The organism is Actibacterium naphthalenivorans, from assembly GCF_014196965.1.
Taxonomy (GTDB): Bacteria; Pseudomonadota; Alphaproteobacteria; order Rhodobacterales; family Rhodobacteraceae; genus Actibacterium_A; species Actibacterium_A naphthalenivorans.
The window spans coordinates 34,756-55,088 of the sequence record NZ_JACIEQ010000001.1 but is presented as its reverse complement, the minus strand read 5'-3'; the positions used below and the strand labels follow the sequence as shown (position 1 = coordinate 55,088).

Genomic DNA, 20,333 nt, shown 5'->3' with positions numbered 1-20,333 from the left:
TTCACTTTTCTTCGGCTTAACCGTTCGACGGCCAGTTCGAGGCGCGGAAGTCCATCGCAAAGGCAGGAGCGGCTTTCCAGCCCAGATCCGAGCGCATGCCGGTGAAGACCGCGTTCTGATGCAGGAGCTGATAGGCCGGGTCTTCGCGTTCGGCGATTTCCAGCATCCGGGCAATGGCCTTTTTGCGCAGGCCGCGGTCAGTTGAGGTTTCCATGACCACCGAGAGATCATTGAGCTCTGCGTTGGACCAGTCTTTTTTCTGCTGGACCTCACCGTTCGGACCGAACTGTACCACCATCGGCGTGATCGGATCGTTGATAGTGTTCGACGCGGACCAGTCGCGCACGCCCTTGATGCCTGCCGGATCGTGGATCTGGCCCCAGTTCTCTTTCATTTCGATCTCGACGTTCAGGCCAACCTGTTTCCACATCTCAACCATGATCTGACCATTCGCAGTCTGGTTGGTGTAGTAGTTGTTGAGCAGGCGGTAGGGGATCGCGTCTCCCTTGTAGCCGGCCTGCTTCAGCAGATCCCGCGCCAGCGTCGGATTGTATTCAGGAACCTTCCAGCCCTCGATGAACATGTCCGAGCTCCGAAAACTCTCGAACTGAAGACCGGCGGGGACGTTGGTCATGCCACCCCAAAGCGCCTGAACGATTGCCTCGCGGTCAATCGCATGTGTCATCGCGCGACGCACCAACGGATCGGCCAGAATTTCGTTTTCAGTGTTAAAAACCGAAATGCGGTGGTTCCAGATGGTCGAGTTTTGGACCTCAAAGCCATCGACGTTCATCACGGTGCCAATCTGATCCGGGGGCAGGTCACAGGCAAAATCGTATTCGCCGGACAAAAGCCCGTTCACACGGCTGGCCACTTCGGGCACCTCTACGAAGGTGATGCTTTCAAGCGGCGGACGCCCGCCCCAGTAATCATCGAAAGCCACAAGCGTCAGGGAAACGTCGGGGCGATACTCGCCAACCATGTAGGGGCCGGTGGTGATCGGCTTGGCGGCCCAATCGGAATAGGTGGCGGCTTCGTCCCAGGCGCGCCGGTTCAGAATCTGGCTGCCGCCAGCATAAAGGCGGCCTTCGAGGGTGACGTCCGGCGTGGCGTTGTGAAACCGGACGGTGTATTTGTCGATCACTTCGACACCGGCCAGCGAGGGCCATTTGCGGCGGCCAATGCCGGGTACGTTCGCCGGGATATCCTTGGCTGTTTCGGGTTTGAAATTCTCGGCAAAGATCGTTTTCCCACCGGCCGGCTCGGTATCGCCGAACACCCGTTCCTTCGAGAACGAGAACGCCACGTCTTCGGCCGTCATCTCGTCACCGTTGTGAAACTTGACGCCCGGGCGGAGCTTCAGCTCGAGCGTCTGTTCATCAATACGTTTCCACTCGGTGGCGAGGCCCGGCACCGGCCCCTGGTCACCCATCCAGTCGCGCAAGATCAGGCCTTCCCAGAGGTTCGGATAGAGCACGCGCTCCCCGACGTTGGACTGTTCGTTCCACGGATCGAGCGTGTTGTTGTTGGTGATTTTCTGCACCGCGATCGTCACAGAGGGGCGGGTGCCCTGCGCGCGAAGATAGCCGGGCAGCAGGAGGCTGCCGGCGGTGGCGCCCATCAGGCCAAGCGCATGGCGTCGATTAAGTCTGATCATTTTTCTGTCCTTGGAATGCTGGACATCCGGGGGATGTGCCGGGGGTGAACTGCGAGTGTCGGCTTTGCGTCGCCGCCGTCAGTACCTCTTTGAAACCCGTTGGATGTGACAGTTCCGAGAAGCTTTGATTACCGTTCCAAGAAATGCGGAGTAATACTCCATTTTGATCTATAAAAATGGAGCACTGCAATCAAATCGTCATACAGCCGCCGTAGTTAAGTGGCGCCGGAAGCATCTATCTGAACCTTCCATGCGCAATCCCCCGTCGGCTTGGGTCGGCGATTCCCGAAGATACGGAGCTTTCTATGGCGTCACTTCCCTTGCTCGGAGCGGCCATGCCGCTCGATGTTCTTGAGGCCCATCGCGATTGGATTATTGCCGATCAGCGCGATCTCGAACTTCAAGACTTCATTACCGCCGACGTTCTCAATGGTGACTGGATGCCGCTCGTTCACCGTGCCCGCACATTGCTTGACGGCTACGCGGGCCGACTTGGCATTCACGGGCCATTCTGGGGTCTTTCTCTGGCCAATCCCGACCCTGACCTGCGGGCATTGGTCACCAGACGTATGGAGCAGGGGCTGGAGATTTGCGAAGCCGTCGGCGCGACGCAAATGGTCATTCACAGCCCTTATTCCACTTGGATGCACCACAATCTCGACGGTCTTCCGAACGCCAGGCAGAACGTGGTGGACCTTGTGCATGCCACGCTCGACCCGATAATCTCCCGCGCCGAGGGAGCCAACGTGACGATGGTCCTCGAAAATATCGAGGACAAGGACCCCGATGCCCGTTGCGACCTCGCCCGCAGTTTCGACAGCTCGGCGGTCAAGGTCTCGATCGACACCGGCCATGCGCATTACGCGCATGGTTCGACCGGCGCCCCGCCTGTTGACTATTTTGTCCACCGGGCGGGAGATCTGTTGGAACACATCCATATTCAGGATGCCGATGGCTATGCCGACCGTCATTGGGCGGTGGGCAAGGGCACCGTGAACTGGCACGCGATCTTCACCGCAATCGCCAAGCTGGAAAGCGAACCCCGCCTGATCATGGAGATCCGTGACAAGGCGGGCATCCTGCCGTCGGCGGAGTATCTCAGCAGCCTTCAACTCGCTCGTTGAAATCGTGGCGAGCGTGCTGCACCATGCGAAGGGAAATCAGAGGGCCGATCTGATCTGCTTCGATTGTGACGGAGTTCTCGTGGACAGCGAACTGCTGGCCGCCCAGAACACGGCCGAATGTCTTTCGGAACTCGGGATCAACTTGACGCTGCCCGAAGCCTCGGCGCTTTTCACCGGTAAAAGCGCCGCGGCTGGGCAACAGATCATACGCGATACTTACGGGGTCGATTTGCCCGCGGCCTACTTTGCACGTTTCGATCTGTTGCTGTTCCAGCGGTTCCGTCAACAGTTGAAACCCGTGCCCGGCATCGCGGATGTCCTGGCCGGGTTGCGTCTTCCTTCTTGCGTGACGTCGAATAGTGGCAAGGTGCGCCTTGCTCTGACGCTCGGCCTCACCGGGCTGGCCGGGCATTTCGGCTACCGCGTTTTCAGTGCCGAGGATGTTTCGCGGGGCAAGCCAGCCCCCGACCTGTTCTTTCTTGCCGCCAATCGCCTCGGCGCGGATGTTCGGCGCTGTCTCGTGATCGATGATAGCGTAACCGGCGTCACCGGTGCGGTGGCCGCCGGGGCGCGGGCTGTCGGGTTTACCGGCGCCGGCCATGTCGAACAGGACCATGCCGCCCGACTGAAGGATGCCGGGGCCTCATGCGTCGTGAATTCGGCGCAGGAACTGGCGGCGTTTCTGCACGCGGAGACTGCGTGAGCGCCGAAGAGCTACGACGGCGTGATGACAGCCCCTGTTTAAGTGGTAGTGTGCCGGAACGGAGCAGGGCTCGACGCTGAAGGAATACTCTTACCATGTCCGACAAGCCCATACTGATGCGTCACGTTCTTGGGGTGATCGAGGCTAGTCGGGATGACATGCCCGACGCGCTGGCACGGATCGCTGATTTCATCGTGAGGGAACCCGAGGTGGCGGTGCGCGCCTCGATGTCGGACCTGGCGGTTCTGTCGGGCAGTGGCGAGGCCAGCATCGCCCGGTTCTGTCGCAAGCTGGGGTACGACGGATTCTCGGCCTTCAAGATATCCCTGGCGTCGGATATCGCCTATCGCAGCGGTGCCGAACCCCGCGAAACAGACTTCGGCACACGGATCACCGATGCGGTGCGCGCCACTGTGGACGGAAACCCGGCAGCGGATCTGCGCGAGGTCGCAGACCGGCTTATCTCCGCCCGGCATATTGATATCTTCGGCGCGGGTGTCTCGGGCATGGTGGCTCAGCTCTACGCCTATCGGCTCTCCCGTATCGGGCTGGTGGCGCGCAGCCTTCAGGACCCGGTGGTGGCAGAAGAGATTGTCGGCGCGCTCGACGAAAGCTCGGTCTACATGACCATTTCGGAAACAGGACTCACCGCGCAGACCGAACACATGCTGTCTGCCGCGGGCGAGCAGGGGGCTTACCGGGTCGCGATCTCGGGACGCCGGATTGCCGATCTTAACCGGCTTTGCGAAAAGATGCTGATCGCAACCCCGCTGTCTCCTCTGCCGGAACGCGGCGAGATTGGCCCGACCGTCGCCAAAGTCGTGCTGTGCGAGCTGCTTGCCGAGCAAATCAAGCGCCGCAGATAGGTTGTCAATGGATGCCGTCTTTGATCGCGTGGCAACGGAACGCTTGTGGGATGTCCGTCGTCGGATGATTGGGGACACGAGCGCTTGATCTGGAACGGAGGGTCTGGCTGGTTGGGGTTTCAGTCTACGCTGCGTTCTGGCGCTGCAGTTTCGGCGTTGTGCGCGAAGTCAGGTCTTCGCCTCCGGTTTCGGCGGCTCGATCCGCGCCGCGGCGCTCGCCAGGGGCAGCGGAAGGACTCGCCGTCATCCTCGCGCGAAGGCATCACGTCCACAATCCGGCGCAGTCTGCGCCGCTGATCGGCGGTATGGGGCTGATCGCCTGGGCCTGGACGGAAGGAGCGCAGGTTCCGATCGTTGCGGGCGCCATGCTCGTCGCGGCGCCTGCTGCTCTCATTCTATAACGCGCACAGGCTTGGTGGTGAGGATCTTCCGAGGGCGTCCACCTGATGGGGGCCCTGGCGTGCCGGGCCGGTTCGCCGAGTGACCGGAACTCTACTTCATGCCCAGCCGCCTGCCCAACGCATTCGCAGTCGGTGCGCCGGAGGAGCGCGCGGTCTGCATCGCCGACGGCCTGCTGCTGTGGCTCGACCAGCAGGAATTGCAGGGCGTGCTTGCGCACGAGGTCGCGCACACCGTCCATCGCGACCTCTGAAACATGGGGCCGGCCGACGCGATGTCGCGGGCAGTGTTCGGCGTTTTCTGGCTCGGCGAGATGCTTCTGCTGCTGAACCCGCCGCTGTTTCTGGCCGGGCGTCCCGAAGTTCCGGGATTTGAGCATTATTGGTAAGCTGGAAATGGACTTGAAACCTGGAGAGGACTTTCTAATTGAAACCCTCGCAGGGGTTTCCTGCTATCTGACATCGCTGTTTTGCGCAGGAGGTTTTGCCGGGCAAGGCCATCTCGCGTTCCGGAACCATGGTCCGGCGGTTGGCAGTGATCTTGTGTCACGCTTGTCCCTGAAGATCGCCGCCAAGATCGGTGATGCGGACCGCAAGAATTGGGAGGAGATCATCGCGCCGATGATCGACGCCCATGGGGGGTGCGGACCGTTCGCGGCCTGACTGGAACTCTTCTCTACCGGGCGATGCGGTGGCTCGGATCTGGAAGCCAGCGAAATCAGCCACGACCGAGGGGAAGGCGCGCGCACAGGCATGGAAGATGAGCTTCCCGCGCCGGACCGATGCCTGGCTGGAGCCTTTGATGGATAGGGTGATTTGTATTCTAAATCAAGTACTTGATGACTTCTTTGTGCAGTATTTGCACACGAGTTTTCGTGCTTTGTTTCCTTCTTATTCGCGCGATGCGTCGCGATTCAGCCGCCGTAGCCTCGATCTTCATGCGACCTGCGCAAGCTCAATGAACTTCGTCCGAATGAGGTGTCCGTCCCGCCGTGAGACTGGACCGATCGTCATTGTCGATATGGCTTGCTGATCCATGATCCCCAACTGGGGCTGGTCTGGAAATTCCCGACCTCGGTCGCCCGGTCACCCGACCAGAACGGCCGTCATTGTCCGGACATGGGCGTCGATGCGCTCCAGGACCGCGCCGGGTACGACGGCGCGTTCGGGCAGATCCCACCAATGCGCATCGACCGCCTGAACGGTTTCGGCAACCGCCTTCAAAACGGCGGGTTCGGGGAGCTTGGCGCGGTTGGCGAAAGCCTTCCAGCGCGCTGAGGTCAGTGCTTTGAAGGCGCGCTCGCCGCCGAGCGATAGGGCCAGGTCGTCCGCAGGAAGATAAGGGATGGTCGAGAGCAGGTCGTAGACGGGCGCGAGGGCAGGGGTGTTGCCGTCTCCGGGGTAGATCAGCGACCAGTTTTTCAGGTGCATGTCGCCGTTGCCCATGATCACCGAGAGCGCGAGACGCCGGACGAACTCCAGCGCCGCCAACGGAGAAATGGCTATGCTGAGCGCTGATGCTATGTCGTGATAGGCTGCGCCCTCGTATTTGCGCGCGGGGGGAATGCCGAACACTTGGGCGAAATCCTTGATATGGATGCGCTGGCCGCCCGGCCCGCGATCGAAGCGGCGCAGCAGCAGGACCCGCCCCTCGGTCATGGTCTCGAATTCTTCCGGGATGCCGTCGAACTGGTCACGGGTAACCAGCTCGCGCTCGGGCACCTCCATGCCGATCGCTTCGGCCAGTGCGAGGTTGGCAAATTCGTTCTCCGACACCGCCGGAAAAGCCGTGGAGGGGAACTTGGCGATATATTCTCCGTCGCCGTCGCCGAGTGGCACGGTCAGCCCGCCACCTTTGCCGGTGTTCTTCATCACCGAGAGCTTCATCTGGACGCCGGCCAGCGAGAAGCGGGCTTTCGGTGCCGTCTGCGTGGGCTTCGCCGGGGCCAGGGCAGGGCCGTCTCCCGGCAGAGCGCGCACCGCGCCAGGCAGATCGGCCCCGAGCGCTGCGAGCAGGTCGAAGTCATTGCCGGGACGGACGCGCCCGGCGTGATGCTTTTCCATCGCGTCGCGCAGCTTGTCCTCGGGAAGCAGGTTGGCGAAGAAGGCCGGCAGGGCACCTGCGATTGGCCGCGGATCCTTGCGCAGCCCGCCATTCGCCGCCCGGAAGGATAGACTGAGGATGGGGTATCCACCTGTCGCGCGATAGGCCGGATCAAAGCTGAAGGCGTTGAAATCGCCCGGGGTTCGGATGATGGTACCGACCCTGTGCTCGTTCAGGAAGATATCCAGCGCCTGAACGTTGGTGGCGGTGCGTTCAGCGCTCATCGTCAGGCTCCGGCTGGGGGACGAAGGCCGGGGCATCCTCCCCGGATTCGGGGCTGAGCAGTGTGTCGACCGCCGGCACCAGGAATTGCGGGATCAACATCATCTCGAGCCCGAGCGCACGCGCGACATTCATCAGCGTGGTGGCGCGCGCGGCGGCGGCGCCTGTCTCGATGTCGCGGTAGCGCGGGCGGGAAATGCCGGCCAACTCGGCGACCTGTTCCTGGGTCAACCCGGCGGCCAGTCGCGCCCGGCGAAGCTGCGCGCCGATCGTGTGAAGAGAGGCTGTTTCGGGCACGAAGGATACCTTTGCGATTCATGTGATCGATATTGATCCGAAAACATATCATTGTTTCGCTTGAATGGCAAGAACATGATCTGTATACATATCTTTGTTTGACCTGAAGATATGTATAGATATCATTGGTGTGGGGCCAGGGAACGAGGGCAAGATGCGCAATCCGGTCGCATAGCAACAGTATCTGATGGGGGCGGCCTTCAGGCGTGGGCGACGATCTGTTGCACGACGGGATGCATCCAGGCGGGCACATCTTTGCTCTGCTTCAAGAGCAAGTTCCGGTCATTGCCATGCAGTGCTGTTGCGAGCTTGGCGATGACGTGATCGTCGATGCGATCCTTGCCCATGTAGCGCAGGGCTTGGAACACGGCACCAGTCTTCTGGCCCGCACCGACGAGAGTCTTGGCGGACGCCTTCCTGAGCTGGATCACCTGCTTGCCGATGGCCTTCGTGTGGGTCGGGCCGTCGGTCCTGTAGGTCGGCTTCGAGGGTATCTTTTTCGTCTCCCATATCCATCTTTCTATTAGTAAGCATCCGGCGTAGGCCGCGGTCAGGCGGCTTGGTGGACTTCCGAGGGCTTCCAGTTCCACGGTAGCAGTGTCGGCACCTGCGAGGCTGTCATGTCGGGCAGCCGGGCGAGGACATCGGCCAGCCAGGCCTGCGGATCGATGTCGTTCATCTTGGCCGTGACGATCAGGGAATACATGAAGGCGGCTCGGTCGCCGCCCCGCTCCGAGCCCGCGAAGAGCCATGACTTCCGGCCGAGGGCCACGCCGCGGAGCGCCCGTTCGGCGGCATTGTTCGTGATGCAGATCCGGCCATCCTCGAGGAAGCGCGTGAAGGCCTCCCAGCGGTCCGCCTTGAACACGTAAGCGATCGCCTTTGCGACGGGGTTGTGCTTCGACATCGTGTCGCGCTCGGCGCGCATCCAGTCGTGCAACTCTTCGACCAGCGGACGGGACAGTCGTTGCCGGGCCGCGAGCCGTGATGTGTCATCCAGACCGTTGATCTGACGTTCGACGTCGAAGAGGGCATCGATCCGCGTCACCGCTTCGAGTGCCACGGGCGAGATGTCATGGGCGGGCTTGCCCTTCCGGACATTTCCCTTGATGTCGGCCAGTTCGAAGAACTTGCGCCGGGCATGGCTCCAGCAGAGCGCGCTCTCCACCGGGCCGGGATCACGGTCGTCGCGGTAGAGGTCGTTGTAACCGCCATAGGCATCGGCCTGGAGAACCCCTTGCCAGTCCGCGAGATGCCGGTTGGGGTGGGCCATTTCGCGATCGCGTGAGAAGTGGAACAGCGCCGCCGGCGGCGCGCCACCCGCGAACGGGCGATCGTCACGGACATAGGTCCACAGACGAGCCGTCTTGGTCCCGCCTTTCGCCAGCAGCGGCACCGTCGTGTCGTCCCCATGTAGCCGGTCGGCTTTCAGGACATGTTCGCGGATCAGCGCATGAACGGGCGCGAGCGTGGCGGCACAGGCGCCGACCTGGTCGGCCAGGGTGGACAGGCTGAGTTCGACGCCTTCCCGCGTATAACGCTCGGCCTGCCGGTTCAGGGGCTGATGCTGGCCAAACTTCTCGAAGAGGATCGTCGCCAAAAGGTTCGGCCCGGCCCAGCCGCGTGGAGTGGGATGGAACGGTGCCGGAGCCTGCGAGATCTTCTCGCAGTGGCGGCAGGTAAACTTCTCGCGCACCGTCTGGACCACCTTCCACTGCCGCGGAATGACCTCCAGCGTATCGGTGACGTCCTCGCCCATCTTCACGATGCGGTCGGAGCCACAGCAGGTGCAAGTCGTCGGCGCCTCGATCACCACCCGTTCTCTTGGGAGATGCTCCGGGAAAGGCTTGCGGGCCGGGCGACGACGCTGGCCCCCCGCGACGGGCGTGGTCCTTGCCACCATCTCGGCGACGAGTTCGTCCTCGGTGGCGGCGGCCTCGAGTTCCTCGAGTTGCAGCTCCATCTGATCGATCAGACGCGCGCGGCGTTCAGAGCTGCGTCCGTATTGTTCGCGCCGGAGCTTGGCGATCTCGAGCCGGAGGTGCTTGATCATCGCTTCCGAGGTCGAGACCACCGCGCGGGCCTGCGCCAACTCGCTCTCGGCGGCCTCGGCACGGGCCTCCGAGGCCGCGAGCGCGGCACGCAATCCGGCGATCTCGGAGGCGGTCTCTGACATGGCGGAAACCTATCACACCGACATCGGAAAGCCCATGCAAATAGGACCGACCAGACCAATTTATCCCGCCTTTGCAGGACGTTGGGTCCAGCGCGGGTTGCGCCAGTCGATGCCTTCCAGAAGGTAGCCCAGCTGGGCCGCGGAGATCTGCACCGCCTCGCCACTTCCGCTCGCCGGCCAGATGAACTTCCCGGCCTCGAGGCGCTTTGTATAGAGCGACATGCCGACCCCGTCGTGCCAGAGCAGTTTGACCAGGTCGCCTTTGCGCCCGCGAAAGCAGAAAATCTCCCCCGCATGCGGATCGCGCCCGAGACCCTGCTGCACCGTCAGCGCCAAGGTGTTCATGCCGCGCCGCATGTCCGTCACACCGCCCGCAATCCAGACCTTCACGCCCGCCGGAAACGCGATCATGCGCGCTCCACGAGCTGGATAAGCCGGACCAACGCCTCCGAGGCCAGCTCGGCCGGCACGACAAGCCGACGGCCATTTCGTAGCGCGATCTCGACTTGGGCATCTCGCGCAGGCTCAAACGGATCAACCGGACCTGGCCGCGAGACTGGGCTGTCCTGCGTTACGCTGACCGGCGAAAAGGCTGCAGATCGGGATGCGCCAAGTTCGCCGTTCCGGTACTCACGGCGCCAGATCGTCAGCAACGAGCGGCAAACGCCATGCCGCCGTGCCGTGGCAGCACATTGCCGATGGCCGACAAAGCTCTCCTCGACAATCCGGAGCTTGTCCTCGTCCGACCAGTGCCGGCGGCGGCCACCGTCAGCGGCGGCAAGAACTTCGATCTGCGGGCGGTTATTGAAGTCGGACATAACGTCGGACTTATCATCGGATCGTAGCCGCGATCAGGAGCCGGAAACGGAGACAAAATTTGGTCTTCCCCAATGCCGGCCGAAACTCAATCCCGCACGAAGCGGGGAGTGTGTCGTCTCAGTCGGAACAGGAATCAAACTTCGATATCGATACCGGTCTGAAGCAAGGCCGCGACTTCGGACTGGATGGGCGTCATCAGATAGACATCGACCTCCGGGGTCTCGATGCCGACAACCAGCGCATAGCGGGCCTTGCTGTTCGCTCGCCCCAGGGCTCGCCTTTCGCGCCACCAGCCCGAGATCGGGTAGACATAGAGGAGATCGCGCTCCACGAGCTCGACGGCGCTGCCCTCCCAGATATCCATGTGAATGGAGCCGGCTGAGATCGACTTCGGCCCGAAGAACCAGCCGTCGTTGTCTTCGTTGATCGGGCGAGGGTCGTTTTCGCCACGGTCATCCTTGTTCACCCGGCGCAGGAAATTCCCGTCGGTTTCGCGTGCCCGCTTGAGGTCGAAGCGCAGCCCAAAAGACTGATATCGGGCAGGATCGATCGCGCTTGCAAAGCTTGGGTTCGGCTCGACAAAATACGAAAGCGTCACCTTGAGGCGCACAGGCTGGTCGCCCAAATCTTCAAGGACTTGTCGGGGCCAGGGCAAGCGATAGACATGAGCATCCGAGAAGCGCACGCTGCCATTCTCGACCCGGAACGGTTGGATATAATGCTCGGCAACCAACGCAAGATCATCGCGGGCCGAAGCAAGGGCGCGCCGAAGATCCGGTACGCCGTATCCGTATTTTCTCGCGAGCGCTTTTCTGTCCGACTTTGACGCGGTCGCGTTGAATTCCGCAAGCATATGCGGCGTCCACCGGGCGCTGTGCACGGTCAGGGCGCGGATGGTTTCAGGCCAATACTCCGGGTGCTCAGCCATGATCCGCGTCGTAAGCCGTGCCGCTTGCGCTGTCGCTGCACTGGTTGCCCAGAACGGTGTCACCGGATGCGGAGCGACCGATTTCGCTGTGGTGAGCACCGAGAGGGAAGGGAGGCCCGACAGTGCTTCGAGCCCCGATCTGCTCAGCGCGCGGTTTCCAGCTTCAAAGACGATCTCCGGCTTGATCGGCGACTGCCCCGCGCGCCAAAGCGCGCTCGTCCGACTGTAGGGGCTGCGGTCCCCGGGAGGTGATCATCCGCGCCAGTCTCGGTAACCGGCTTCTGCGATTTCTGATTTCAGAGTTGTGCCGCCGACTGTCAGGACATTCAATGCCTGTGCAGGATCTTCTCCCGGAAACGCGTCGCCATCGGCGATGTCCTGGGCGCGCGAGCTGTCCGCGATGTTGCAGATTGCCTGGACGAAAAGGCGCCGAATATGGTCCGGGCCCTCCTCGATTGCGTCCACACCCGCCGAGATCTGGTCGAGAGCAGAGCTCCAGGCCGTCGGCTCCGCTCCCGACCGGTTTTCATTCGTTACGGCCATGCAAAAGACCCTCGGCCGCTCGGCAGCCGATATCTCCGGAAGCGAGCTGGCGGAGGTTGTGATCGCACCATAGGAGCCGGGATCATTCTGCTCGAAGCCGTCCGGCGGAAGGATTTTGACGGACTCGAGGCGATGTGCAAGCATTGGACGCGACGCATCTCCCAACGGCATTGTCAGGTCGCCGTGGAGCGCCAGCCCGGCCATTCCGGATCCATGCCCGCTGGGACTATCATCATCCACACCCCAATCTGCATGCACAGCGTGCATGTCACCCGGAGCCAGGGCAGGTTCAATCAGCGGATGGCCGCGGTTCACACCCGTATCAAGGAGGCAAACCGCGGGCACGTCGCGGCCTGGCCAGGTGATCCTTTCGGCCAGATCATCCACGAACGCGTTCGCCATCTCCTCGAGTTCATCCGTGAACACCGTCGGCGTATCGCTCGCTCGCCGGATTTCGGAAATGCCTCCCGTTGAAAACAGCAGCATCTCGATCGCTGCTCTGCGCCCATGCACCGGAAGAACCACGACTTCGGGGAAGTGCAGCCAGCTGTCTTCACCCCCGACGGTCAGGCCGAGCCGCTGAGCGCTGGTCTCGACACGTTCGAGGCGGTCGGCAAAACACCATAAGGCCCACCACATTTCCGCCTGCGGATCATCGGGCAGAGCCAGAGGATCGTCGCGCCAGAACGTTCGCAAGCGCGCGGCGCGGATATGCTCGACAGGCTCGACGCGGGACTTCTTCGGGGCCTCGGCACCTTCGTCAACTTCCGTAAAGGCGTAATCCCGGAAAACCGCCTCAAAGACATCTCTGGTCTCGTCGGGGACGAAGAGGGCGATGCGACGCGCACCGGTTTCGGAAAGTGTGACAGCGCCCTGGCGTGTCCCCTCGCGTTTCTTCTCCAGCGTGGTCGGTCCCACAGAGGGTGCGAGCTCCACCTCAAGGTAGACGCCGTCGGATGGTGGAGCTCCCTCTGGTGTCCCCAAATCCGCTCGTCCGAGATCAGAAGCCTCGAAGGCGGCTTCCAGTTTGCCGACAATGCGCTGGCCATGTTCCTCGCGGATGCGCTGGAGCGGCCGTTGTCGGGCGTTACTGCCTGGGGACTTGTAGTCACGGGTTGTCGAAAGACCGCTCAGGTCGATATGTCGGTGCTCGTACTCAGCCAATGTGTCCCTGTTCTTCAGAGAACACCGTTCTCATGGCCTGGCGTTTGCGAAGTTCGCGCGTCAGATCGGCGGTGGAAATCTGATTTCGTTCTGAAAGGATCGCCGCTTTCACGGCCTCTTCTGCCGCATGGACAATCTCCGCCTGACTGAGGCAGGTGGCCGCGGCAACAATGGTTTTCCAATTGATCTTGGGATATTTCATCGGCGACAGATGTGCCTTGATAATGGCGCGCACTTCATCTGCTGATGGCATCTCGAACTGCAGAACTTCATCGAAGCGTCGTAATAGCGCGCGGTCGAGAAGAGAGGGATGGTTCGTGGCGGCCACCAGAACACTGTCGGTCGCAGAGGGCTCTTCCATGAACTGCAGGAAGCTGTTCAGTACCCGCCGCATTTCTGCGACATCATTCGTCGCCAACCTGTTGCTGCCCACGGCATCGAATTCATCAAAGAGATAAACACCTCTGCGCTTCTGCGCTTCGTCGAAAACAAGACGCAGTTTGGCGGCCGTTTCTCCCATAAAGCGCGTGATCAGGGTTTCGAGACGGATCACGAACAGAGGCAGATGGAGTTCGCCCGCGAGTGCCTCGGCGGTCATCGTCTTCCCCGATCCGGGAGGTCCGGCAAAGAGGAGGCGACGGCTCGGTGTCTTTCCATGTGCCCGGAGCCAATCCCGACGCTGTTGCTGAAGCACAACCGCTTCGAGATGACCTTTCACGTCTGCATTCAGCACCACATCGGCAAGATGGATCTGCGGGTCCCGCAGATCGAGAAGGCTGTCGAGGTCTCCACGCGGCCGAGAAAAGGCGATCGGGACAGACGCCCGCGTCCCGCGCTGTGAACGTGCGGCATCCACTGCCGCGCGGATATCCTCTGCGGTCGCACGGTGTCCTTGGCGGGCCTCGCCAGCCGCAACCTGAAGCGCGATGGAGAAGAACTGTTCTTCATCGCCTTCCGCCTGGCTTCTGAGCATCGCCAGTATCTGCTTCGCATTCGACACTGCGCCGCCCCAGTCATCTATCTTTTCGTCGAATCCTAATTGACTCTCGCGGTTTTGGAAAGCTCAGCGTGATCAAAACAAGCCGCACATGGGCGTATTTGTTCTGCCCGCAGGTGCGCGTTGCGGGGCTTTTCCCGGCGGATTGCCCTGTATTCACATCATTCGAGCGCTGTGACTTGGCCTCCCTAACCACTGTCGCACCACCGCCCATCAAGCGGTCAGGCCGCATGACCGTCATGCCGTGTGCAGACGTCGGAGGGTCATGGAGCGGCTCCAGTTCCAACTTCACCATGTCCCCATCATCCCATCAAGGCACGTGCCATGGGTTGGTTCCGTCTCCGGCCTGTAACGCGGTTCCTCTGTTGATGCCGCGGCAGGGTGGGCACGGCAAAACATCTGCAAGGGGGGATCCGGCGCCTGTCAGATGCAAGACACCACCCCCGCTTCCATTCGCTAACCTTGGTCTGATCCGTCTCTTTGACAATTAACCCATGAAGGGTCGGCTTACGCATGCGTGCCGCCCTCGGGACTTCGGAGCCAGTCCGAACGCCCGAGGGTGAGTGCAGATCCGGTCAGACACGTCGGCTGGCTTGCCATCGTGCTGGACGGAGGCGATCCCTATGCCTGATATTATCGAAACCACCGTCTATCGCCTCAACGAGTTGTCCGGGGACGCGAAGGACAAGGCCCGCGCCTGGTATCGTGAGGGCGACTTCGACCATGACTGGTACGATGCCGTCTATGAGGATTTCCAGCGTATTGCCGAAATCCTAGGGCTGAACCTCAAGACCCGAACCGTCCGGTTAAGGGGCGGCGGCACACGGCAGGAACCCTGCATCTGGTTCCGGGGCTTCTGGAGCCAGGGGGACGGCGCGTGCTTCGAAACCTTCTATGCCTACCGCAAGGACACGCCGCGGCGGATCAGGGAATACGCGCCGCAGGATACCGAGGTGCACCGCATCGCCGATGCCCTGCAGGCGGTCCAGCGGCGCAATTTCTACCAGCTTCGCGCCGAAGCCACCCATCGCGGCCATTATTACCATGAGTATTGCATGGCGATCTCGGTAGAGCGTGACAGTCCGAGTTGGCAGGACTTGACCGCCGACGCCGAGGAGGTGGTTATCGAGGCGTTGCGCGATCTGGCTCGCTGGCTCTATCGCCAGCTCGAGCGCGAGTTTGGCTATCTGTCGTCGGCCGACGTCGTCGATGAGACCATCATCGCCAACGGCTACACCTTCACCGAGGCCGGACGCAGGTTCGGTTGATCAGGTGGGTTCAGAGGTCCTTCTGCAACTGCGCATAGATGGCCTCGATCCGGCCTGTCTCCTCTTCGGTCAAAGCCCCAAACTCCCTGGCTCTGGCCCGTTCGGACAGCCTCCCGTCATTCTGGTGCAGAAAGCGGAAGAGCAGGTCGAGGGTTCGGTCGGGCATATCGATCAGGCCCGAGACGCGGGACTTGAACCCGTCATAGACGCGCAGGAACCGGGTCTCTGCTGGAAGGTCGCTGTCGATGGTCTGTGCCACGCAGGCGAAGAGGAATTCGGCATGGGGCGTGGCATCGAAGAAGCGGTAGAAATCGCCGGTGTCGTTCAGCACCTCGACGTTTCCGCGATCGGTTGGGCGCCAGCTGACATGGGGCAGCAGTCGACGCGAATAGCTCTCGAGCACCTGCCGATAGGCCTCGATCCGTTCGAGGATCACCGCCGACACCGGGAAGACCAGCCCGGGCGGATTGAAGCCGCGTGCAGCAAGCACGTGGTGGATCAGGTAGCGATGAAGGCGCCCATTGCCGTCCTCGAACGGGTGGATATAGACGAAGCCGAAGGCGAGGCCGGCAGCCGCCAGAACAGGGTCGAGCCCCGGGGCGACGTCGCGGTCGAACGCTTCGAGCCCGGCGATCAGCGCAGGCAGGTCTTCATGCCGGGCGCTGACGTGATCGGGCAGGGGGGCGCCGGTCGTGCGGTCATGCTCGCCAATGAAGCCGCCCTCCTGCCGCAGGCCCAGATGGACGAAGCGGGCATCGCCGATGACGATGCGTTGCAGGCGTTCGAGTTCTGCCCGGTCGATTGGATGCCGTCCGGCTTCGCCGATGATCTGGCCCCAGCGCCGGATGCGATCCTGGGGCGGGTTCTCGCCTTCGATCTGGAAACTCGACCGTGAATCCTTGAGCAGCAGGAAGGCCGCAGTGCGCGCGAGCAGATCGGCGGGCACCTCGGCCAGCACCGCGCGGGCCTCGGCTGCCAGATCGCGGGCGATGAAGGCCTCGATTGCCGGAGTGCGGAAGATCATCGGGCAGAAATCCGGGGTGCCGGGCAGGTTGTTGCGGACCCGGTGGCGCGGCGAGGGGGCGCCCTCTGCATCCCATTGGAGCTTGGCATCGACCACGGGCGCGTAATTTCCGCGCGTTGCGTCGGGCAGATCCAATTCTGCGCCGAGGAGCCACTCATAGAGGAACCAGATCCTGCGCGCGTAGCTGCCCGTCGGGGCGGCCTCGACAATGGCCTGGATCGGCTCCGGGCCGGTTGCCTTGAACAGCCGCTTGAGAACTGCCAGATCCAGCCCCTCGTAACGCAGCGCGAAGGTCAGATGGCCGATGAGGCTCGCCTCGGGTTCATGGCGGGGCGTGTAGAGGCGCCAGCCGTCGGCCGCGTAGACCTTGTGACGTGGGCCGATGGCGGAAAGTGTCCGGGGCAGGGGCGCTGCGAGCGCGTAGGCATCGATCAGCGCAGCATAGCCCGCAGGTGTGGCCTTCTCGGGAAGCCAGCGTTCGTGAAAAACAGTTACGGCACCTGAAAATGGATTCCTTCGCGCGTGCTCCATGAATTTCAGTTCTCGGCTCCGATGATTGATTTCAAATCGATGTATCTCATGAATATCGATTACAATCAATGATATTCTGCGAAATCGGATGGCGGGCGCGCTGTCGCCCTCGAGCGGGCGGGGCGATGGGGCCTGTGGTGCAGAGGCAGAGAGGTGCAGGGACGGGGTGAGTCCGGGTGGTCGAGAGAGAGCGCCGTCCGGGTCTTCTCGTTCCTGCTCTCCGAGGTTCCCCGATATGAACATTTCGTCTCCCGTGACAGATCCGGTCACGCCGCTCGGCGCCGCACCCGCGATCCTGGCCGCCGCCAATCTCCTCCTTCCCCATCTCGAACGCGGCCAGCGCGTCGATACCGCGGCCCTGCGAAGCGCCATGGAGACCGCTTTCGGCGCGTCCGATGCCAACGGCGCCTGGGACTGGAAGCTCGCCTATGAGGCCTGCGAGGTCGCCACGGTGCTGTTCCTGCGCAAATACGGAAAGGCGCTGTTCCGCAAAGCCGCCTCTCCGGCGTCCCGGCTCGGTCCTCTGGCGAAGATCGCGGGGTTACTACCGACGCAGACCCGCCGCTCCGAAGAAAGTCAGAGCTTCCAGCAGTTCAGCACGCCTCTGCCACTCGGCCTTGCCGCGTTGGCGGCGGCCGCGATCACGCCGGACGATGTGGTACTGGAGCCCTCGGCCGGCACCGGCCTGATGGCGATCCTGGCACAGGCTGCCGGCGGCTCGCTGATCCTCAACGAGCTTGCCGAGACCCGCGCAGATCTTCTCTCGTCCCTCTTTCCGGCCTTTCCCGTCACCCGGTTCGACGCCACCCAGATCGACGACTATCTGACCACGGACGCCATGCCGTCCGTGGTTCTGATGAACCCACCTTTCTCGGTCATGGCCAATGTCGAGGGACGGATGGCGGATGCTGCATATCGTCATGTCGTCTCGGCGCTGGCCCGTCTCACCCCCGGTGGACGGCTGGTCACGATCACCGGCGCGAATTTCGGACCGGAAGCCAAGGCTTGGCGCGACGCCTTCATACGCCTGCAGGACCGCGGCCGCGTGGTCTTCACCGCGGCCATCGATGGCGCGGTCTTTGCGAAGCATGGCACCAGCATCGACACGCGGCTGACAGTGATCGACAAGTTGCCTGCCGACGATCCGTCGGTCTTCCAGGCCTCGCCGGGGATCGCACCCGACGTCGCCACGCTGCTCGGCTGGATCGAAAGCCAGCTTCCGCCGCGCTTGCCGGTCTCGCAGCTGAAGGTCGTTTCTCCTGTTCGGACGGCCGCCCCGAAGACCGTGCGCGGTTCTCTCGCCCGCGCTGCCTCTTCTCGGCCGGCTGTTGCTCCTGCTTTCGATCCCGAGGGTGTGGAACTGACCTATGAGACCGTGGACTGGACGCCGCCCGAGGGCGCGCGCCTGTCGGACGCGATCTATGAGGAATATGCGCTGCAATCGCTGCGCATTCCCGGTGCCGAGCCGCATCCGACCAGGCTGGTGCAATCGGCGGCCATGGCCTCGGTTGCACCGCCAAAACCGTCCTACCGGCCGATGTTGCCCGCCGACATCCGTACTCGGCTCTCCAACGCCCAGCTTGAAACGGTGATCTATGCGGGGGAAGCTCATGCCGATCATCTCGCCGGTGTCTGGACCGTGGTCGCCTATTCTCCGCACCCCGGAGTAGAGTGGCAGCTTTCATGGCAGGAGACCAGTAAGCGCTCCCTTGATAGGGCGTTCGGCGAAGTGATCCGCAAGCTTGAAGGCTCGGTCGAAGAATTGAAGGCTCTCATGGACGCGGCCGATGACGAGGCTGCCCGGAAGAAAAGGGAACAGGAGCTTCAATGGGAGCGGTGGCGGAGGGAAGAGGATAAGCGCAGTGAGGCGAAGGCCCGCTCCGAGAGCCTTCAACAGCTTTCGGATATCATGGCGGATTGGACCAAGGCGCTCTCCGTCGAGATGTTCTTCGTCGAGGCCGAAAAGCGTATGCAGATGGTGGACGGAGAGCGGCGCGTGCATCTGGAGTCCCGGCTGCGTTTGGCGCGTTCGATGCTGGGCGATCTCGATCCGCTATCATTCATCGAGCAGTGGGTTTCGCCAGAGGAACGCTACCAGCGAAAGTTCATGGATGAATAGGGTGCCAATAGGATGGACGGCATATCGCTAACTTGCCTCTATCTCAGCATTCAGCGGCTATGAAAGTTGATGTCTGTACTTGGCAAAACCTAGGGTGATGCGCGGGTCCTTTCGATGAGATTGACGTACTGGCGCATCACGTGTTGCCGATCGCGAACTGCATTCCACGCCAGTTTGCATATTTGTCGCCTGTTTCCCGGATGTGCGTATAGCGTTTCAGGCTAACCCAAGACCTGTGTCCGCTGACGGCCGCGACATGGGGAATGTTCCAACCCATCTCGAACAGCCGAGAAATGCCTTCGTGGCGCAGATCGTGGAAGTGCAGATCTTCGATCCCGAGCAGCTTGCAAGCGCGGGTGAAGTTGGCCGTGATTGCGTCCGGTGAGTAGGGGAAGATCTCAGCTTTATGCTCGGGCATGCTGTCGATGATCCGAATGGCCTCGTCGGGTAGATCGACCCAGGTATCGTTTCCGCGCTTTTCGCCGGGATGCTTCATGTCACGGACCAGAATGCGCTTGTGCTCCTTCTGGAAGTCATCCCAGGTGAGGCGGGTGATCTCTGCCTGGCGGCGCGTCGAGAAGAGAGCGAAAATGATCACCTTGTGCATGGGCATGGCCTGAGGTGTTCTCTGGCGCCGATCAATGAAATGGGTCAGCAGCCGGTCGAGTTCATCGAGGGTGGGCCTGCGGTTCCGCTGCGCGGAACGGGAGATGATCCCCATGCGGCGCGCGACGGTGATCGCGTCTCTCATCTCCCGGTCATCCAGCCGGAAGTCCCACATCGGTCGAGCTATCGCGAATATGGAGGCGAGATGGCTCGCGTAGTTCCCGACTGTTTGCGGTTGTCCGGGCAGAGACTGAAGGAACTCGATGATATCCTTCGACTTGATGGTGGAGCAGGGCAGATCGGCGATCGGGTAGGTGGCGATGGTCCTGAGGACCTGCGCCTTTGTGCGACCGATGTCCTGCACCGTTTCTTCGGTGTAGCGCTCGATCGCTTTCGAGAGCGGAGGGTCAGATACGTTCAGCTCCTCCAAGGCACCAGGTTTTGCTAGCTCTTTCTCGCGCTTCTTTATCCAGGCGGTTGCGGCAGGGCGTCTGTCAAAGGTCTTCGTCTCATGATAGGAGGTTCCTTCTCGCGTCACTCGCACGCGCGCAAGGTAGCTACTGCTGCCATCCTTTCGTTTGCGTGTACTGATCGAGCCCATGATGACCTCCTGACTTGGTACATGGGAATCTTGTTTGGTACATTGTGCCAAGTCCAGCGTCGAAATCGGCGTATTTGGTACAGAACGGGCTGGAACGAGACGAAGGCGAGGAGAGCATAAGTGGATGATAATAATATAAAAAAAGACTTGTCAACGGCCTCCCGCCTGTCCGTTGCACCCATGATG

17 protein-coding genes and 1 pseudogene are annotated in these 20,333 nt (G+C 61.9%); 7 read left to right on the top strand and 11 right to left on the bottom strand.

The features are described from left to right. Positions 1-16: 16 nt before the first annotated feature. On the bottom strand, positions 17-1,657 hold the full coding sequence (locus GGR17_RS00265; protein ID WP_054538568.1) for an ABC transporter substrate-binding protein: 1,641 nt from the start codon (positions 1,655-1,657) through the stop codon (positions 17-19). A 305-nt stretch (positions 1,658-1,962) separates the two neighbouring features. Here GGR17_RS00265 and GGR17_RS00260 point away from each other — a divergent pair, with 305 nt between their 5' ends. The 5 genes from GGR17_RS00260 to GGR17_RS00240 all read left to right on the top strand — a co-directional run bounded on the left by GGR17_RS00260 (position 1,963) and on the right by GGR17_RS00240 (position 5,411). After that, complete coding sequence (locus GGR17_RS00260; RefSeq protein WP_054538569.1) at positions 1,963-2,781, top strand: sugar phosphate isomerase/epimerase family protein; 819 nt, start codon at positions 1,963-1,965, stop codon at positions 2,779-2,781. Then, positions 2,720-3,484, top strand: a complete 765-nt coding sequence (locus tag GGR17_RS00255; protein WP_082386563.1) for an HAD family hydrolase — start codon at positions 2,720-2,722, stop codon at positions 3,482-3,484. Before GGR17_RS00260 ends, GGR17_RS00255 begins: the two co-directional genes overlap by 62 nt. Before the next feature lie 95 nt (positions 3,485-3,579). Continuing rightward, on the top strand, positions 3,580-4,350 hold the full coding sequence (locus tag GGR17_RS00250) for a MurR/RpiR family transcriptional regulator (protein WP_054538571.1): 771 nt from the start codon (positions 3,580-3,582) through the stop codon (positions 4,348-4,350). A gap of 499 nt (positions 4,351-4,849) precedes the next feature. Beyond that, positions 4,850-5,002, top strand: coding sequence for a M48 family metalloprotease (locus tag GGR17_RS00245; RefSeq protein WP_082386564.1), 153 nt, complete (start codon positions 4,850-4,852; stop codon positions 5,000-5,002). Positions 5,003-5,120: 118 nt separating this feature from the next. Further along, positions 5,121-5,411 (top strand): hypothetical protein, encoded by a 291-nt coding sequence (locus GGR17_RS00240; protein ID WP_157445537.1) that lies wholly within the window; start codon positions 5,121-5,123, stop codon positions 5,409-5,411. A 423-nt stretch (positions 5,412-5,834) separates the two neighbouring features. On the opposite strand, the gene GGR17_RS00235 is transcribed toward GGR17_RS00240, so the two are convergent. The 8 genes and pseudogenes from GGR17_RS00235 to GGR17_RS00200 all read right to left on the bottom strand — a co-directional run bounded on the left by GGR17_RS00235 (position 5,835) and on the right by GGR17_RS00200 (position 14,001). After that, positions 5,835-7,076 (bottom strand): type II toxin-antitoxin system HipA family toxin, encoded by a 1,242-nt coding sequence (locus GGR17_RS00235; protein ID WP_054538572.1) that lies wholly within the window; start codon positions 7,074-7,076, stop codon positions 5,835-5,837. Further along, positions 7,066-7,371 (bottom strand): helix-turn-helix domain-containing protein, encoded by a 306-nt coding sequence (locus GGR17_RS00230; RefSeq protein ID WP_054538573.1) that lies wholly within the window; start codon positions 7,369-7,371, stop codon positions 7,066-7,068. Before GGR17_RS00230 ends, GGR17_RS00235 begins: the two co-directional genes overlap by 11 nt. A gap of 200 nt (positions 7,372-7,571) precedes the next feature. Next, entirely contained in the window at positions 7,572-7,961 is a 390-nt protein-coding gene (locus tag GGR17_RS00225; protein ID WP_054538574.1) for a DUF6088 family protein, read from the bottom strand. Beyond that, positions 7,922-9,547 (bottom strand): IS66 family transposase, encoded by a 1,626-nt coding sequence (gene tnpC, locus GGR17_RS00220; protein WP_054538575.1) that lies wholly within the window; start codon positions 9,545-9,547, stop codon positions 7,922-7,924. The genes GGR17_RS00225 and tnpC overlap by 40 nt, the downstream gene beginning before the upstream one ends. A gap of 60 nt (positions 9,548-9,607) precedes the next feature. After that, positions 9,608-9,958, bottom strand: a complete 351-nt coding sequence (gene tnpB, locus GGR17_RS00215; RefSeq protein WP_054538576.1) for an IS66 family insertion sequence element accessory protein TnpB — start codon at positions 9,956-9,958, stop codon at positions 9,608-9,610. Next, positions 9,955-10,365, bottom strand: coding sequence for an IS66-like element accessory protein TnpA (gene tnpA / locus GGR17_RS00210; RefSeq protein WP_054538577.1), 411 nt, complete (start codon positions 10,363-10,365; stop codon positions 9,955-9,957). Before tnpA ends, tnpB begins: the two co-directional genes overlap by 4 nt. A gap of 134 nt (positions 10,366-10,499) precedes the next feature. Further along, positions 10,500-12,476: pseudogene (locus GGR17_RS20280) on the bottom strand (S8 family peptidase). Between the two features lie 517 nt (positions 12,477-12,993). Beyond that, positions 12,994-14,001 (bottom strand): AAA family ATPase, encoded by a 1,008-nt coding sequence (locus GGR17_RS00200; RefSeq protein ID WP_054538578.1) that lies wholly within the window; start codon positions 13,999-14,001, stop codon positions 12,994-12,996. A 620-nt stretch (positions 14,002-14,621) separates the two neighbouring features. On the opposite strand from GGR17_RS00200, the gene GGR17_RS00195 reads away from it, so the two are divergent. Continuing rightward, entirely contained in the window at positions 14,622-15,266 is a 645-nt protein-coding gene (locus GGR17_RS00195) for a hypothetical protein (protein WP_054538579.1), read from the top strand. Between the two features lie 10 nt (positions 15,267-15,276). Here the strand turns inward: GGR17_RS00195 and GGR17_RS00190 are convergent, their stop codons facing one another. Next, a complete protein-coding gene (locus GGR17_RS00190) occupies positions 15,277-16,890 on the bottom strand; it encodes a Fic family protein (RefSeq protein WP_235974389.1) in 1,614 nt (537 codons plus the stop codon). Positions 16,891-17,056: 166 nt separating this feature from the next. Here GGR17_RS00190 and GGR17_RS00185 point away from each other — a divergent pair, with 166 nt between their 5' ends. Beyond that, entirely contained in the window at positions 17,057-18,940 is a 1,884-nt protein-coding gene (locus GGR17_RS00185) for a strawberry notch-like NTP hydrolase domain-containing protein (RefSeq protein WP_255353406.1), read from the top strand. Positions 18,941-19,076: 136 nt separating this feature from the next. Here the strand turns inward: GGR17_RS00185 and GGR17_RS00180 are convergent, their stop codons facing one another. Beyond that, entirely contained in the window at positions 19,077-20,147 is a 1,071-nt protein-coding gene (locus GGR17_RS00180) for a site-specific integrase (protein WP_054538580.1), read from the bottom strand. Positions 20,148-20,333 lie beyond the last annotated feature (186 nt).

Excerpts from the sequence above, each read along its gene's own strand:
- GGR17_RS00265 (WP_054538568.1), bottom strand. The coding sequence starts at position 1,657 with ATGATCAGACTTAATCGACGCCATGCGCTTGGCCTGATGGGCGCCACC.
- GGR17_RS00260 (WP_054538569.1), top strand. The coding sequence starts at position 1,963 with ATGGCGTCACTTCCCTTGCTCGGAGCGGCCATGCCGCTCGATGTTCTT.
- GGR17_RS00250 (WP_054538571.1), top strand. The coding sequence starts at position 3,580 with ATGTCCGACAAGCCCATACTGATGCGTCACGTTCTTGGGGTGATCGAG.
- GGR17_RS00245 (WP_082386564.1), top strand. The coding sequence starts at position 4,850 with ATGCCCAGCCGCCTGCCCAACGCATTCGCAGTCGGTGCGCCGGAGGAG.
- GGR17_RS00235 (WP_054538572.1), bottom strand. The coding sequence starts at position 7,076 with ATGAGCGCTGAACGCACCGCCACCAACGTTCAGGCGCTGGATATCTTC.
- tnpC (WP_054538575.1), bottom strand. The coding sequence starts at position 9,547 with ATGTCAGAGACCGCCTCCGAGATCGCCGGATTGCGTGCCGCGCTCGCG.
- tnpB (WP_054538576.1), bottom strand. The coding sequence starts at position 9,958 with ATGATCGCGTTTCCGGCGGGCGTGAAGGTCTGGATTGCGGGCGGTGTG.
- tnpA (WP_054538577.1), bottom strand. The coding sequence starts at position 10,365 with ATGTCCGACTTCAATAACCGCCCGCAGATCGAAGTTCTTGCCGCCGCT.
- GGR17_RS00195 (WP_054538579.1), top strand. The coding sequence starts at position 14,622 with ATGCCTGATATTATCGAAACCACCGTCTATCGCCTCAACGAGTTGTCC.
- GGR17_RS00185 (WP_255353406.1), top strand. The coding sequence starts at position 17,057 with ATGAACATTTCGTCTCCCGTGACAGATCCGGTCACGCCGCTCGGCGCC.
- GGR17_RS00180 (WP_054538580.1), bottom strand. The coding sequence starts at position 20,147 with ATGGGCTCGATCAGTACACGCAAACGAAAGGATGGCAGCAGTAGCTAC.